Source organism: Clostridium sp. AM27-28, assembly GCF_003480955.1.
GTDB lineage: Bacteria > Bacillota > Clostridia > Lachnospirales > Lachnospiraceae > Otoolea > Otoolea fessa.
In genome coordinates this window covers 113,983-130,302 of the sequence record NZ_QUJT01000010.1, presented here as the reverse complement: position 1 = coordinate 130,302, position 16,320 = coordinate 113,983, and the positions used below count along the sequence as shown (strand labels likewise).

The 16,320-nt window shown below is 47.1% G+C and carries 14 protein-coding genes and 1 pseudogene; 13 read left to right on the top strand and 2 right to left on the bottom strand.

The annotated features are described in order from the left end of the window. Positions 1-17: 17 nt before the first annotated feature. Positions 18-242 (top strand): annotated as a pseudogene (locus DW720_RS11740) (SAM-dependent methyltransferase); the annotation flags it as partial. Here the strand turns inward: DW720_RS11740 and DW720_RS11735 are convergent. Continuing rightward, positions 239-505 carry a phosphopantetheine-binding protein gene (locus DW720_RS11735; protein WP_107001355.1) on the bottom strand — a complete coding sequence of 89 codons (267 nt, stop codon included), beginning with the start codon at positions 503-505 and terminating at the stop codon, positions 239-241. The pseudogene DW720_RS11740 and the gene DW720_RS11735 overlap by 4 nt on opposite strands. Positions 506-1,221: 716 nt before the next feature. Here DW720_RS11735 and DW720_RS11730 point away from each other — a divergent pair. The 6 genes from DW720_RS11730 (at position 1,222) to DW720_RS11705 (ending at position 7,940) form a co-directional block, all read left to right on the top strand. Further along, positions 1,222-2,391: an iron-containing alcohol dehydrogenase gene (locus tag DW720_RS11730; protein WP_118743093.1), complete on the top strand. Its 1,170-nt coding sequence runs from the start codon at positions 1,222-1,224 to the stop codon at positions 2,389-2,391. Between the two features lie 17 nt (positions 2,392-2,408). Next, positions 2,409-2,606 carry a tautomerase family protein gene (locus DW720_RS11725; RefSeq protein ID WP_118629350.1) on the top strand — a complete coding sequence of 66 codons (198 nt, stop codon included), beginning with the start codon at positions 2,409-2,411 and terminating at the stop codon, positions 2,604-2,606. A gap of 487 nt (positions 2,607-3,093) precedes the next feature. Beyond that, the gene (locus DW720_RS11720; protein WP_022358591.1) at positions 3,094-3,453 is read left to right on the top strand and encodes a metalloregulator ArsR/SmtB family transcription factor; all 360 of its coding nucleotides are present in this window, start codon (positions 3,094-3,096) and stop codon (positions 3,451-3,453) included. 128 nt (positions 3,454-3,581) lie between these two features. Further along, the gene (locus DW720_RS11715; RefSeq protein WP_022358590.1) at positions 3,582-3,800 is read left to right on the top strand and encodes a cation transporter; all 219 of its coding nucleotides are present in this window, start codon (positions 3,582-3,584) and stop codon (positions 3,798-3,800) included. Between the two features lie 168 nt (positions 3,801-3,968). After that, complete coding sequence (locus DW720_RS11710; protein ID WP_118743049.1) at positions 3,969-5,972, top strand: heavy metal translocating P-type ATPase; 2,004 nt, start codon at positions 3,969-3,971, stop codon at positions 5,970-5,972. 288 nt (positions 5,973-6,260) lie between these two features. Continuing rightward, the gene (locus DW720_RS11705; RefSeq protein ID WP_118652093.1) at positions 6,261-7,940 is read left to right on the top strand and encodes a DUF5722 domain-containing protein; all 1,680 of its coding nucleotides are present in this window, start codon (positions 6,261-6,263) and stop codon (positions 7,938-7,940) included. 219 nt (positions 7,941-8,159) lie between these two features. Here DW720_RS11705 and DW720_RS11700 read toward each other — a convergent pair whose 3' ends face one another. After that, complete coding sequence (locus DW720_RS11700; RefSeq protein WP_118472575.1) at positions 8,160-9,503, bottom strand: butyryl-CoA:acetate CoA-transferase; 1,344 nt, start codon at positions 9,501-9,503, stop codon at positions 8,160-8,162. 505 nt (positions 9,504-10,008) lie between these two features. Between DW720_RS11700 and DW720_RS11695 the strand changes: the two genes are divergently transcribed. The 6 genes from DW720_RS11695 (at position 10,009) to DW720_RS11670 (ending at position 16,175) form a co-directional block, all read left to right on the top strand. Then, a complete protein-coding gene (locus DW720_RS11695) occupies positions 10,009-11,190 on the top strand; it encodes an acetyl-CoA C-acetyltransferase (RefSeq protein WP_107001360.1) in 1,182 nt (393 codons plus the stop codon). Positions 11,191-11,291: 101 nt separating this feature from the next. After that, entirely contained in the window at positions 11,292-12,068 is a 777-nt protein-coding gene (locus DW720_RS11690) for an enoyl-CoA hydratase-related protein (RefSeq protein WP_022358585.1), read from the top strand. A 40-nt stretch (positions 12,069-12,108) separates the two neighbouring features. Then, positions 12,109-12,945: a 3-hydroxyacyl-CoA dehydrogenase NAD-binding domain-containing protein gene (locus DW720_RS11685; RefSeq protein WP_118638306.1), complete on the top strand. Its 837-nt coding sequence runs from the start codon at positions 12,109-12,111 to the stop codon at positions 12,943-12,945. Between the two features lie 130 nt (positions 12,946-13,075). Further along, positions 13,076-14,227, top strand: coding sequence for an acyl-CoA dehydrogenase (locus DW720_RS11680; protein ID WP_107001362.1), 1,152 nt, complete (start codon positions 13,076-13,078; stop codon positions 14,225-14,227). Between the two features lie 71 nt (positions 14,228-14,298). Continuing rightward, positions 14,299-15,090, top strand: a complete 792-nt coding sequence (locus DW720_RS11675) for an electron transfer flavoprotein subunit beta/FixA family protein (RefSeq protein ID WP_118629344.1) — start codon at positions 14,299-14,301, stop codon at positions 15,088-15,090. 29 nt (positions 15,091-15,119) lie between these two features. Then, positions 15,120-16,175: an electron transfer flavoprotein subunit alpha/FixB family protein gene (locus tag DW720_RS11670; protein WP_117796101.1), complete on the top strand. Its 1,056-nt coding sequence runs from the start codon at positions 15,120-15,122 to the stop codon at positions 16,173-16,175. The last annotated feature ends 145 nt before the right edge of the window (positions 16,176-16,320 follow it).

Here is a 16,320-nt window from a genome sequence, read left to right as displayed (position 1 = left end):
GTTAAGATGGAAGGAACGGACTGTTTCTGTTGCAATTTATCAGTGTGCTGGAGGAACATCCGGGCGATTCGTGGATTAAAAAATATATTTTCCCGGGCGTAATGGTTCTAAGTCTCTGGGAAATGATTTCTTGTGGTTCAGCAGATGGATTTTATATCCTGGATGTGGAAAACCTGCGTCTGCACCAGATTTTATTTACAAAAGGAATTAATAATGACTTGCCGATGACACGCTGGTATTAATAAGTGGAGTGCTTTTTTATTTCCAGCTGAATCCGTTCGCAGAGATCCTTGACCGTGACAAGCTCGATAAAATCCGTTTCCGGAATATCGATCTCGAAGCAGTCTTCGATTTCTGTGATAAAGTATACGATCAAAAATGAATCCAGCCCCAGATCGTCGATCAGGCGGTCAGCCGATGTCAGCGGGCGGGTGATTTCTACGTATTCTGATAGAATGTCTTTTATTTCAACCAGGATTTCTTCCTGCGTCAGTTCGTGTTTCATGAGAAGTTCCTCCTAATATATGTGATTCATGCAGCTATTTTTATTGTAAATTTAATATAGAATCTGTGTTTGTGAGATGATTCTATCTGTGTGTTTATTTTATCATGAAACTGCCCGCTTGAGTAGATATATCCCTTAAAATAGGAGGAGCCGACAGGAACGGACTCCTGTCGGCGTAGGTATGAAAAAGTATATTATGAAAGGTCTTTTGCCTTTACGCGTATTACTATATCGAAAAAATGTGATAAAAGTATGTTCGGAATGTGAAGAAATCATAAATTTCGGAAAATATTTTGGAAGTGGATGGGGGAATAAAAATGACACGCAGATATAAGTTTGTGCAATTTTATTCATAAAAATGAAAATATATGCGTGAAATTTCTGAAAAAGATAGAATGTAAAAAGGTAATATGATATAATGAGCGCAAGTGAGCCAGAGAGCTGCTTGCAGATTTATGGCGAACGGCGAATGGCGATCACGATAGCTGCGTCAGCAGCGGTAAGCATCGAAGATGCGAATCGTGATATAATATGAACACTTACAGAGAACTTGTCAAATCTAGTGTGAGTTATAGCTGAACATTTGATGAATCTGAGATAAAGGAGAAAAATAATCAAAATAAAGATTCAAAAAAACATATCTACGAAGAAGAAGGCAGAACATCAGGCGGATGCAAAAGCATTTGCCGGAACGGGTTCAGAAAGGACAGGGAACGATGCGGGCGTTTACATTTGAAAATGCGACAAAGATTTATTTTGGCGGAGGCTGTGTGAAGGAGCACCTGCTGGAGGCGGTGAAGCCGTATGGGGAAACGGTGATGCTGGCGTATGGCGGCGGCTCGATCAAGATGAATGGCATTTATCAGGAAGTGATGGATGTCTTAAAGCTGGCTGGAAAACAGGTGATAGAATTTTCTGGCATCATGCCGAACCCGACTTACAGCAAGGTGATGGAAGGGAAAAAAGTCGTACAGGAAAATCAAGTGGATCTGATCCTGGCCGTGGGCGGCGGTTCAGTCATGGACTGCAGCAAGGCGATCTCAATGGCGGCTGCGACGGACAAGGACGTCTGGGAGGAATACTGGATCAAAAAGGGCGAGATTGATTTTGAGCCGGTTCCGGTGGGCGTGATTGTGACCGTGGTCGGCACTGGAAGCGAGGTCAACGGCGAGGGTGTAATCACCCATGAGGAACAGAAAATTAAGACGAGCCGGAATTATCCGCGCTGCAATCCGGTGTTTGCGATGATGGACCCGAAATATACCTACACGGTTTCTCCACTCCAGACGGCAGCGGGCGGTTTTGATATGCTCAGCCATGTGATGGAGACATATTTCAGTGCACCGGATGAGGATAATCTTTCGGATGCGATCTCGGAGGCGTTGATGCGGAGTATTATTGAGAACCTGCCGGTGGCGATCCGGGAACCGGAAAATTATGAGGCGCGCAGCAACCTGATGTGGGCGTCCACGATGGCGGAGATTGGCATTATCAAATTAGGAAAACAGTGTGATTTTGAGGCGCATATGATTGAACATCAGATGGGGGCTTACACGGACTGCAACCACGGCATGGGACTTGGCGTGATCCATCCGGCGTATTATCGTCGAATTTGCCGGGACGGCATCAAGAAATTTGTGAAATTTGCCGTAAATGTCTGGGGAATGTCACCAGATGGCGGCGATGAGGAAGAACTGGCATTTGGAGGAATTGACGCATTGCAGGCGTTTATTCATGAGATTGGTTTGCCGGGGACGCTGCGGGAACTGGGAATCACAGATCAGAGCCTGCTGAAAACGATTGCTGATTCATGTATCCGCAATGACGGCGGGTATCGGCAGCTGACGCACGCGGAAATCTTGGATATTTTGGAAGAGTGCTATTAGTACAAAGGAGGAAAATCATGCCACACATTGCAATATCTATGTACCCGGGACGGAGCCGGGAAGAGAAGGCAGCGCTGGCTGAGAAGGTCAGAACGCTGGTATCAGAAGAATTAAAGAAGGATCCGAAGGTTGTGACGGTATCGGTTCATGATGTACCGGCTGAGAAATGGCAGGAACATTTGGATACGATTCCGGGCGAGGAGAGATTCTATTAGAAGTCTAAGTCGGGGTTGCAGAAAGAGGCAAAAGATCATCAGACGATGGATAATATAGCTCAAGCAGTGTCGAAAAAATAAACTGCAAAAGATATATAATAATGAATAAAAAAGAACGGACTGTTCATAAATAGACAAAAAAGCATAGGATGTAGAGAATAGATATTTGAACTGTGCCGGTTTACAGAGTATCATCTGTAAACCGGGCAGAAAGAAGCACATTTACGCGCATTACTTAGTGGATTTTGTCTGTATGAACAGTCTTTTTTGCAGCATTTTATAATTGAGAAAATATTTCATTTACTCCTTTTAAATTCCCACAAATATTTCTTGACATTTCCCAGTTACATTCATATAATGAACATATGAACAATGATTCATATAAATAAAAATATTTCAAAGAAATCTTGATAAAATCCTGCAAACTGCTTTCACGAAAGAAGCAATGAAGCAGGGCAGAAACGCGTAGCATGAAGGGAGAAATCGGATGGCAATTCATGATGTAGAGTGCTGTGAGGAGTGTGCTGTTCACGATGAGGTTGTGCAGTCGGTCCGGGGAATGCTGCCGGATGACGATGATTTGTATGATCTGGCGGAGCTGTTTAAGGTATTTGGTGATTCGACGCGGATCCGGATTTTGTTTGTGCTGTTTGAGTCGGAGATGTGTGTCTGCGACATTGCACAGCTGCTTAATATGACGCAGTCGGCGATTTCGCATCAGCTTCGGATTCTCAAGCAGTCGCAGCTTGTCAAGAGCCGCCGGGACGGAAAGTCGGTGTTCTATTCGCTGGCAGACGACCATGTTTACCGGATTATCAACCAGGGCTTTGAGCATATTAAAGAATAGCAAGTTCCTTGAATGATGATAATGGATTGAATGAATGTGAAAGCGGTGCTATCTGTAAAGAAAAAAATTGCAGGTCTCGGAAAGCAAACATTAAAAATTTATAACTCAATAAAAAGAGGAGGATTATCATGAAGAAGAAATTTAAATTAACTGATCTGGATTGTGCAAACTGTGCAGCAAAGATGGAGGATGCGATCAAGAAGCTGGATGGAGTTAATGATGCGAGTGTCAGCTTTATGATGCAGAAAATGACGATCGATGCGGATGACGCACGTTTCGACGAGATCATGAAAGAGGTTGTAGAAGTGTGCAAGAAGGTGGAACCGGACTGCATTATTAATATGTAAAATTGGAAAAGGCATAATCGGATCAAAAGCTGCTTTTTAAAAGAATAAAATCAGATTGTGTAATGCACAGAAGGGCAAAGTAAAAAGATATAGGCAAATGAGCTGTGCCGGCACATTTTCCTATATCTTTTTTTCTGGGAATGTGTTTCCAGAATGAAGGGAGGCTTTATGAATCAGAAGCAGAAAACGATGCTGAAGCGGATCGTCGCGGCGGCAATCGTATATATCGCGGCGGCAGCAGCGAAAAAAATGAATGTATTTGCCGGAATGCCGCAGCCGTGGACAGAGTTAGTCGTATTTTTAATTCCGTATCTGATTATTGGATGGGATATTGTATACAAGGCGTTCCGGGGGATTAAAAATGGTCAGGTATTTGATGAGAATTTCCTCATGACAGTAGCGACGTTCGGAGCGTTCGGTGTGGGCGAGTTTTCTGAGGCGGTTGCGGTTATGCTGTTCTATCAGGTTGGCGAGCTGTTTCAGAGTTATGCGGTCAACCGTTCGCGCCAGTCGATCAGCGATCTCATGAATATCTGCCCGGAATATGCCAATATTGAAAAAGATGGACAGATAGAGCAGGTCGATCCGGATGATGTGGAAGTGGATGACATCATCGTGGTACAGCCGGGAGAGCGGATTCCGCTGGATGGCGTGGTGGTAGAGGGTGAATCGATGATCGATACCTCGGCGCTGACTGGTGAATCGGTACCGCGCGGTGCGGCAGCCGGGGATGAAATCATCAGCGGATGTGTCAATGGCAGCGGGCTTCTGCGGGTGCGCGTGACGAAAGAATTTGATGATTCGACGGTGGCACGGATTCTGGAGCTGGTGGAGAATGCCAGCAGCAAGAAGGCGAAGGTGGAGAACTTTATCACTCGGTTTGCCAGATATTATACGCCGGTGGTCGTGATCGCGGCGGTTGCTTTGGCATTTGTGCCGCCGATTGTGCTGGGCGGAGAATTTGGCGAGTGGATTCAGCGAGCTTGTATTTTCCTGGTAATTTCCTGCCCGTGTGCGCTGGTGATTTCGGTTCCGCTTAGCTTCTTTGGCGGCATTGGTGCTGCATCCCGCATCGGTGTGTTAGTCAAGGGAAGCAATTATCTGGAGGCAGTTTCGGAGCTGGATACGGTTGTATTTGATAAGACAGGCACCCTGACGAAGGGCGAGTTTAAAGTGACGGAGCTGCATCCGGCGGGAATCAGTGAGGATGAGCTTCTGGAGCTGGCGGCGTATGCCGAGAATTATTCGACGCATCCGATCGCGGAATCGATACGGGAGGCGTATCGTGAGAGAAAAGGCAGTTTGGCAGAAGCAGAAACTCAAAAGGCGAATGCGGGAACAGCAGAAATCGTTCTGGATGCTGACAATGACACAATAAAAGAGGTGCAGTCCAAAGAGGGTGTGCAGGGAGTGGTACGCAAACCCCTGATCGACTTAACCCGCATTGGTGAAACCAACGAGATTTCCGGTCATGGTATCGAGACAACGATTGACGGTCACAAAGTTCTGGCGGGTAATGGACGCCTGATGAAGAGTAAAAATATACCGTATCAGGAATGCGACGGCATCGGCACTGTGATTTATCTGGCAAAGGACGGAAAATTTGCCGGAAGTATCCTGATTGCCGATACGATCAAGCCGGAGACGGAGGATGCGATCCGTGGACTGAAGGTGGCTGGAATCCGCCGTACTGTTATGCTGACGGGCGACCGGAAAGCGGTCGGCGAGGCGGTGGCTGCGAAGGTTGGCATCGATCAGGCGTACACGGAGCTGCTTCCGGCGGATAAGGTGCAGAAGGTCGAGGAGATGCTGGCGGAGATGACCGGAAAGCGGAAGCTGGCATTTGTCGGCGACGGCATCAACGATGCACCGGTTCTCTCCCGCGCAGATGTCGGTATTGCAATGGGAAGCATGGGAAGTGACGCGGCGATCGAGGCGGCGGACATTGTCCTGATGGATGATAACCCGGCGAAGATTGCAGGTGTGGTTAAAATCGGACGCAAGACAATGGCAATTGCGCACCAGAATATCGTGTTTGCTCTGGCGGTTAAGGCGGTTGTGCTTCTGATGGGCGCGGCTGGAGTGGCGAATATGTGGGAAGCCGTGTTTGCGGACGTCGGTGTTTCCGTCATTGCAATTTTAAATGCGATGAGGGCATTAAGAACTAAATAATCGGTAATATCAAAAAGCTATGGTAGAAGGAATACTTGATGGTTCCGGAAACTGTAGCTTTTTAAACTTGCGTTTTTAAGGGATTTATATATATAAAACCAATATTTGCAAGTGGTAAAAGAATAGGAATAAGAAAGAAATCAAGGCTTGGAAAAGATAAAATGCTGGGAATCATACAGAATTTCCAAAATAGTTGTAATAATCCTTAATAAAATAGTAATTGAATCTGACGGAAGAATGAAGTATGATCAAATACCATAGGATATTAGACGGAAAGGAAGGAACAGGATGAAAAAATGGATGAAAACGGCGCTTGTCCTGGCTGCAGCGGTCTGCCTGAGTGTGGCGGCTGCGTTCACAGCACTGGCGGCGCAGACGTTTCAGATAACCGCTTCGATCGGCTCCTGTCTGATTGGTTCGGGGCAGAATACAGTGGATATTTCACTTTCAAGCAACGGTGATACAACGGGGACGGACGGAAAGATTTATCTGTTTGAATTGCGGCCGTATGAGTCGGAGATTGGAAGTCGGACTGATTATGTCAGCAGCGTAGGCGCAGGGGAGACGAGGACCGTCTCGATTCCTTTAAACAAGGGAACTGCCCAGGACCGCCTTTACAGCCGGTTTGTTCCGGCAGTGTTTGACGGAACTGCATTTACGGCAGTTGGCGCGGCACATTATATCACAAATCCGGAGGTGGTTGCATCCAATCAGGATGCGTTTAAGACGCCGCTGACGAAAAAGGGCTTGAATATCCAGTTAAATATGCTCAACGATGCATTTACACTGGGCGTCAAACATGTGGCGGTCAATATCGCATTTTCCCAGTTTTTAGGAAGTGGCATTGATTATGAGTACGATGGAAAAACGTATCATTTTAATAAGTCGGTGGTTGAAAATTATGACAAGGTGATCAGTACATATATCGGAAAAGATATATCTGTGACGGCGATCGTTTTAAATGACTGGAATGACGCGCACCCGGAACTGGTTCATGCGGGAACTGCGAAATCTTCGAGCGCCAATTATTATATGTTTAACACGAAGACACAGGAAGGATTTGAGACAACGCGTGCGATCTTCGCGTTTTTGGCGGATCGTTACAGCGGCAAGAATCATAATTCAAATTATGCGAAGATTTCCAACTGGATTCTGGGCAATGAGATCAACAACCAGATTTGGAACTACATGGGACCGGCAGATTTGAATACATATGTATCCACGTATCAGCAGGCATTCCGCACGTTCTACACGGCGATCAAGAGCACAAGTGCGAATGACCGGGTTTATTTTTCACTTGATTTCTGGTGGGGAGCTCCGTATGAGAACCTGAACGATCAGGTGCATTATACGGGCAAAGGCATTGTTGATACGTTTAACGCCCTGGCAGTAACGGAAGGTCAGATGGACTGGGGCATTGCCTACCATCCGTATCCGTACCCGATGACGGAACCGGAATTCTGGGATGATCCGGCAACGGGGCTGGTAACCGAGAGTGCAGATTCACCGATTGTCAACTTTGCAAACCTGCATGTACTGACCGATTATCTGAATCAGGATTCGATGAAGACAGCATCCGGCGAGGTGCGCCATGTCATTCTGACGGAGGAAGGATTTACTGCACAGAGTCTGACGCGCGGCGATGTGTCGGATATCCAGGCGGCGGCATTTGCATATTCTTACTATATCGTAGACAGCAACCCGTATATCGACGCGTACATTCTGAGTCGTCAGGTCGATGCGCCGTCAGAGGTAAGGGCAGGCTTAAGCTTCGGTCTGTGGTCCTGTGATATGAATCAGGGCAATGAGATTGTAGCGGTAAAGGATCGAAAGCTCTGGAGAGTTTTCCACGACATTGATCAGAAGAGATACACGCTGGAAACTTCGAATTTTGCAAAATCAATCATTGGAATTAATAAGTGGTCGGATGTGATTCCGAACTTCCGGTGGAAGTCTCTGGAACAGTAGCGGATGGTAGACACAGACTTGTAGAACAAAAACTATAAGAAAAAAGTATAAATAAAAAAGTGCCTTTCTTCTCGAAGAAAATTTCTTGAGAGGAAAAGCACTTTTTTTAGAAAATAAACGTATCTGATGTATCGGAGAACCGGGAGTCTCAGATACCATAGATGGTTTGCTGGATTTTGTCTCCGAATCCTGCCGATTTTATCAGATCTTGAGTTCTTATCAGATCTTATTGCTCTGTCTCCAGATATGCATCTTCTCAGCTTCCTTGATCAGCTGATCGCGGAACTGCGGATGTGCAACGGAGATGATAGCCTCGCATTTCTGCCAGGTTGCAAGACCCTTTAAGTTTACTTTACCGTACTCGGTTACCAGGTAGTGCAGGTTTGCACGTGTATCGGTTACGATGGAACCCTGATTTAAGGTCGGGAGAATACGGGACTGCAGCTCGCCAGCCTTGTTCTTGAAGGTGGAGGAGCAGCAGATGAAGCTCTTTCCGCCCTTGGACAGGTAAGCGCCCAGAACGAAGTCAAGCTGTCCGCCTGCACCGCTGATGTGCTTGATTCCTGCGGACTCTGCATTTACCTGACCGAAGAGGTCGAGGTCAACCGCGTTGTTGATGGACATGAAGTTGTCCAGGGCTGCGATGGTGCGGACGTCGTTGGTGTAATCAACCGGAGCACTCATGCAGGCCGGGTTGTTGTTTAAGTAGTCATACAGTTTCTTGGTACCAGCGCCGAATGCGTATACCTGACGGCCTTTGTCCAGTGCTTTGTGAGCGCCTGTGATCTTGCCGGCTGCGGCAATATCAACGAATGCGTCAACGTACATCTCGGTGTGAACACCCAGATCCTTTAAGTCAGATTTCGCAATCAGGGAACCAACTGCGTTCGGCATACCGCCGATACCTAACTGTAAGCAGGCACCATCCGGGATCTCGTCTACGATCAGTTTTGCAACTGCTTCATCGACATCAGTCGCTGCTGCGCCGCCTCCCATCTCTGCGATGGTCGGGTTGCTGCCCTCTACGATCATGTCTACGTTGGAGATATGAACGCCGTTCTCAAATCCGCCGAGGCAGACCGGCATATTTTCATTGACCTCTACGATGACAACCTTGGAAGTCTCGCAGCAGGCTGCCATATGGGAAGCATTTGGTCCGAAGTTGAAATAACCGTGCTCGTCCATCGGAGCGACCTGGAATACAGCTACATCCGGTTTGGTTGCGGACTCACGATAGTATCTCGGAAGCTCGGAATAACGGATCGGAGCATAGAAGCTGAATCCCTGTGCGATTGCCTTTCTCTCGATACCGCTCATGTGCCAGGAGTTCCAGGTCATATGAGCTGCCGGGTTTTCGATCTTGAAGATCTCCGGTACCCACATCAGGATACCGCCGCGGAAGTTTACATTCTCCAGTTCCGGAAGACGTTTTGCGATAGCAGCATCGACTGCTACCGGAGTGCCGGTGGTCCAGCCATAGTCAACCCAGTCGCCAGATTTAACGACGGAAGCAGCTTTTTCAGCGGAAACCAGCTTTTCTGCATACAGTTTCTTGTAATCCATACTTATTCACCTTGTCCTTTTTAATAATATGAAGAAGTCCGTACAAATGCGTGATTCGGACATCCCCCGTTGTTTATCAGTGTATCATCTCCACTACCCCTTGTCAACGAAAGAGGCGGAGGACAAAATAGGGGAAAATGACGACATATTCATATTTATGAATTACAGATATAAGTGTATGTAAATGGAAGAGAAATGAGTTTGTCTATTAATTCACAAACAAAATACCATGTTGGTTATAATGCCAGAGAAGATCACTTTTATTGAGAAAACGGAAGAAAAAAATTGTGCATTCCGCCTAAAGGCGATCAAAACGATGTAGAAATAAGTGGATTGTACGCGGAAAAATGAGAATCTTAAATCTTTATAAATCCATTGATAATTATTTGACAGGAGCCGCGTGGGGTGTTAAGATACAAATACACTATCATATTTATCACTATTTTACTATTTACTGCAGTTGTGTTATTTACGTGGTGGATCATTTTCAAGGAGGATTTTTTCAATGTCTAAGAAAGTCGTAATTGCAAGTGCATGCCGTACCGCAGTAGGTTCTATGGGTGGCCAGCTCAGTACTGTTCCAGCAGCTGAGATGGGTGCCGTAGTTATCAAGGAGGCTCTGAAGAGAGCAGGCGTTGCTCCGGAGCAGGTTGATCACGTATACATGGGATGTGTTATCCAGGCTGGCCTTGGTCAGAACGTAGCACGTCAGATGTCTCTGAAAGCTGGTCTTCCGGTAGAAGTTCCGGCAGTTACCCTGAACGTGGTTTGCGGTTCTGGTCTGAATGCTGTAAACGCAGCAGCAGATATGATCCTTGCAGGCGATGCTGACATCGTAGTAGCTGGTGGTGCAGAGAATATGTCCGCAGCTCCGTATGCTCTGATGAAGGCTCGTTACGGATACCGTATGAACAATGCGACCATGATCGACACCATGGTAAATGACGCTCTGTGGGATGCATTCAACGATTACCACATGGGTATCACCGCTGAGAACATCTGCGATCAGTGGGGTATCACAAGAGAAGAACTCGATGAGTTTGCAGCAGCTAGCCAGCAGAAGGCTTGCGCAGCTATCGAGGCTGGACGTTTCAAAGACGAGATCGTTCCGATCGAAGTTAAGAAGAAAAAAGAGACTGTTATCGTAGATACCGATGAGGGTCCGCGTCCGGGTTCCACTGTAGAGGTTCTTGGCAAGCTTCGTCCGGCATTCAAGAAAGACGGACGTGTAACAGCTGGTAACGCTTCCTCCATCAACGATGGTGCAGCAGCTGTAGTTGTTATGAGCGAAGAGAAAGCAAAAGAACTGGGTATCAAACCGATGGCTACATGGGTAGCAGGCGCTCTGGGCGGTGTAGATCCGAGCATCATGGGTATTGGACCGGTTGCAGCTACCAAGAAAGTTCTGAAGAAGACAGGCTGGAAGGTAGAAGACTTCGACCTGATCGAGGCAAACGAGGCATTCGCAGCTCAGTCTATCGCTGTAGCTCGTGACCTTGGCTTCAACAAAGACATCCTGAACGTAAACGGCGGTGCAATCGCTATCGGACATCCGGTAGGAGCATCTGGCTGCCGTATCCTGACAACTCTGTTATACGAGATGCAGAAACGTGACGCTAAGAAGGGTCTGGCTACTCTGTGTATCGGTGGCGGCATGGGCTGCGCAACGATCGTTGAGAGAGACTAATTTCTGACGCAGAACCGGAGTCGTCGGGGCTTATCCCCGGCGCTCCGGCTGTTTCTGGTTTTACGTATTTCAATTCAAGAGCTTTTTAGGAGGAACTGGAAGTGGGATTTGTAGACTATGAGGTAGACGGACACGTCGCAGTCATAACTATTAATCGTCCGAAGGCACTGAACGCGTTAAACGAGGATGTGCTGAAGGATATTGAAGCTGCATTTGATGCAGTAGACCTTTCCGAAATTCGTGCAATTATCCTGACCGGCGCAGGAGAGAAATCTTTCGTAGCCGGTGCTGACATCGCTGCTATGAGCGTGATGACCAAGGAGCAGGGCGAGCACTTCGGTAAATTCGGCAACGATATTTTCCGCAAGATCGAAACCTTCCCGGTTCCGGTTATCGCGGCAGTAAACGGTTTCGCACTCGGCGGCGGCAACGAGCTTGCCATGAGCTGTGATATCCGTATCTGCTCGGACAATGCATTATTCGGACAGCCTGAAGTAGGTCTTGGTATTACACCAGGCTTCGGCGGTACACAGAGACTCGCACGTCTCATCGGACCGGGCAAGGCAAAAGAGATGGTATTTGCGTCCCGCAACATCAAAGCGGACGAGGCATACCGTGTTGGACTTGTAAATGCTGTTTATACACAGGAAGAGCTGATGCCGGCTGCGAAGAAGCTGGCAGGCGCTATCGCAAAGATGGCTCCGATCGCTGTCAGAAACAGCAAGAAGGCGATGAACGACGGACTTCAGACTGATATGGATCAGGCTATCGTGATCGAGGAAAAACTGTTTGGCGGATGCTTCGAGACAGAAGATCAGAAGAACGGTATGCAGGCATTCCTTGAGAAACGGAAAGTGGAGCAGTTTAACAATAGATAGTTAGTTAAATTATAGTTGTATAATTTCAGGAGGATTTGTCATGAAAGTTGGTATTATTGGTGCAGGAACCATGGGTTCCGGAATCGCTCAGGCATTTGCCCAGGTAGATGGATATGAAGTATGCCTGTGTGATATTAACGAAGAGTTTGCTTCCAACGGCAAACTGAAAATTACCAAGAACTTTGAGAAGAGAGTAGCAAAAGGAAAGATGGCAAAAGAGGATGCAGACAAGATCCTTGCCAGAATCCATACCGGCGTTAAGACTATCTGCAGCGACTGCGATCTCGTAGTTGAGGCAGCAATCGAGAACATGGAGATCAAAAAACAGACCTTCAAAGAGCTGGGCGCTATCTGCAAGGCAGACTGCGTATTTGCTACCAATACATCTTCTCTGTCCATTACAGAGATCGGTGCAGGTCTTGACCGCCCGGTTATCGGTATGCACTTCTTCAACCCGGCTCCGGTTATGAAGCTGGTTGAGGTTATCGCAGGCTTAAACACTCCGGCAGAGATTGTTGACAAAGTTAAGAAGATCTCTGAAGAGATCGGCAAGATCCCGGTACAGGTAGAAGAGGGCGCTGGTTTCGTAGTAAACCGTATCCTCATCCCGATGATCAACGAAGCTATCGGTATCTACGCTGAGGGCGAGGCTTCTGTAGAGGGTATCGATACCGCTATGAAGCTGGGTGCTAACCATCCGATGGGACCGCTTGAACTGGGCGACCTGGTAGGTCTGGACGTTGTTCTGGCTATCATGGAAGTACTTCAGTCTGAGACTGGTGACCCGAAGTACCGTCCGCAGCCGCTTCTTAGAAAGATGGTTCGCGGCGGCAAGCTTGGCCGTAAGTCTGGCGAAGGCTTCTACAAGTACAACTAATATGTACATAAGTCTGGCTTCTTGACCAGATGAAAACATAATAGAGTACCAGATTTTTAAGAACCGCAACGGGGCGGCGCTTAAAGCCGCCTCTTAAGCGTATATAAGAAAATGATGGAGGAATAGACACATGGATTTTACATTAAGTAAAGAGCATGAAATGGCGAGAAAGTTATTCCATGACTTCGCCGAGAACGAAGTAAAACCTTTGGCACAGGAAGTTGACGAGACAGAGCACTTCCCGGAGGAAACCGTTAAAAAGATGCAGAAGCTTGGCTTCATGGGCATCCCGGTTCCGAAGGAGTATGGCGGACAGGGCTGTGATCCGTTAACATACGCTATGTGCGTTGAGGAGCTTTCCAAAGTTTGTGGTACTACCGGCGTTATCGTATCTGCACACACATCTCTGTGCTGCGATCCGATCCAGACTTTCGGTACTGAAGAGCAGAAACAGAAATACCTGGTTCCGCTTGCTAAGGGCGAGAAGCTTGGTGCTTTCGGTCTTACTGAGCCGGGTGCTGGTACAGATGCTCAGGGTCAGCAGACCAAGGCTGTATTAGACGGCGACGAGTGGGTATTAAACGGCTCCAAAGTTTTCATTACCAATGGTAAAGAGGCTGACATTTACGTTATCATCGCTGTAACAGGCGTTGTTGAAGTAAAGGGCAGAAAGAAAAAAGAGATCTCTGCATTTATCGTAGAGAAAGGAACTCCGGGCTTTACCTTCGGTACCAAAGAGAAGAAGATGGGTATCCGTGGATCTGCTACATACGAGCTGATCTTCACAGATTGCCGTATCCCGAAAGAGAACCTGCTTGGCCAGAAGGGCAAAGGTTTCCACATCGCTATGCATACCCTGGATGGCGGACGTATCGGTATCGCTTCCCAGGCACTTGGTCTTGCAGAGGGCGCTCTTGAGAGAACTGTTGATTACGTAAAAGAGAGAAAACAGTTTGGTCGTGCTATCGGTCAGTTCCAGAACACTCAGTTCCAGCTGGCAGATATGGCTACCAAAGTTAAAGCAGCTCAGCTCCTTGTTTACAGAGCAGCCGTTGCTAAGAAGACACAGAAAACCTATTCTGTAGAAGCAGCTATGGCTAAACTGTATGCAGCAGAGGTTGCTATGGAAGTTACAACCAAGGCTGTACAGCTTCACGGTGGTTACGGCTACACGAGAGAGTACGATGTAGAGCGTATGATGCGTGATGCTAAGATCACTGAGATCTACGAGGGTACATCTGAGGTTCAGAGAATGGTTATCTCCGCTGATCTGTTAAAATAATTCAGTCTGCAGAGAAATCAGAACAATCTCAGTCCTAGAGAAAAAAGAAAAAAATAAGGAGTGAAAATACCGTGAAAATTGTAGTTTGTGTAAAACAGGTTCCGGATACCAAAGGCGGAGTTAAATTTAACCCGGATGGTACTCTTGACAGAAGCGCAATGCTGGCAATCATGAACCCAGATGATAAAGCAGGTCTGGAGGCAGCGCTTCGCTTAAAAGATCAGTATGGTGCAGAAGTTACCGTAGTTACTATGGGTCTTCCGAAGGCTGAAGAGGTTCTTCGCGAGGCTATGGCTATGGGCGCAGACAATGGTGTTCTTGTAACTGACCGTGTACTCGGTGGTGCAGATACCTGGGCTACTTCCCAGACAATCGCAGGTGCACTTCGCAACCTTGATTATGACTTAATCATCACTGGCCGTCAGGCTATCGATGGCGATACCGCTCAGGTAGGTCCGCAGATCTCCGAGCATCTTGGACTTCCGGTAATCAGCTACGCTCAGAACATCCGTGAAGTAAACGAAGCTGAGAAATACATCGTAGTTGAGCGTCAGTATGATGATAGATATCACGTAGTAAAAGCACAGCTTCCGTGTCTTTTAACCGCTCTTGCAGAGTTAAACGAGCCGCGTTACATGACTCCGGGCGGAATCTTCGATGCATACGCAAAAGAGATCACCGTTTGGGGCAGAAAAGATCTGAAAGAGGTTGAGGATTCCAACCTCGGTCTGAAGGGTTCACCGACACAGATCGCAAAAGCTTCCGATAAGGTAAGAAAGGGTGCTGGCGAGAAGGTAGAACTGGATCCGGCAGCTTCCGCAGATTATATCGTTGGCAAACTGGCAGAGAAACACATTATCTAATTATTTTATAGAAAAGAGTGGTGAATAAGATGAACAACTTAGAAGCATATAAGGGCGTATTTGTCTTTGCACAGCAGGTGGATAATGTTATCAGCAATATCGCTTTTGAGCTGATTGGCAAAGGTAAAGAATTAGCAAAAGATTTAGGAGTAGAGGTAACCGCTGTTTTAGTTGGTTCTGACGTTAAGGGTCTTGCAGATCAGTTAGCAGAGTACGGTGCAGACAAGGTTATCGTTGTAGACGATCCGGAGTTAAAAGAGTACCGTACAGAGCCGTACACACATGCAATCGCATCTGTTATTGAAGAGTTCAAACCGGAAATCTTCCTGATCGGTGCTACTGCAATCGGTCGTGACCTTGGTCCGCGTGTTTGCGCTAGAATCCATACAGGTCTGACTGCAGACTGTACAAAACTTGATATCGGTGATTTCCCGATGAATCCGGTTCCGGGTAGAGAGACAAAGCACAATCAGCTGCTTATGACTCGTCCGGCATTCGGCGGCAACACCATCGCTACCATCGCTTGCCCGGATTTCCGTCCGCAGATGGCAACCGTTCGTCCGGGTGTTATGCAGAAGGCTCCGAAGGAAGCTGGCAAAAAAGCTGTTGTTACTGAGTTCAATCCGGGATTCACAAAGAACAACAAATATGTTGATATTCTGGAAGTTGTTAAGGCTGTATCCAACACCGTTGATATCATGGATGCTAAGATCCTTGTATCCGGCGGTCGTGGCGTAGGAAGCCCGGAGAACTTCAAGATTCTGGATGATCTGGCAGAGGCTATCGGCGGTACCGTAAGCTGCTCTCGTGCAGTTGTAGATGCTGGCTGGAAGCCGAAGGATCTTCAGGTAGGTCAGACAGGTAAGACTGTTCGCCCGAACGTATACTTTGCAATCGGTATCTCCGGTGCTATTCAGCATCTGGCAGGTATGGAAGAGTCTGACATCATCGTTGCTATCAACAAAGATGAGTCTGCTCCGATCTTCGATGTTGCTGACTACGGCGTAGTAGGTGACTTAAACAAGATCGTTCCGATGCTGACTGAGAAGATCAAAGAAGCTAAAGCAGCAGCTAAGAACAACTAATTAAAAGCAGGAAGAGATATCTTCTTACAATAAATAAGCAGTAGAGTTTTGTATATTTTTCTCTGATAAATATATGAGACAGCGCCGGCTGGACGGATTTACTCCACCCAGTACTCCGCAGTCCCGTGCCAGCGAGTAAAGAGAA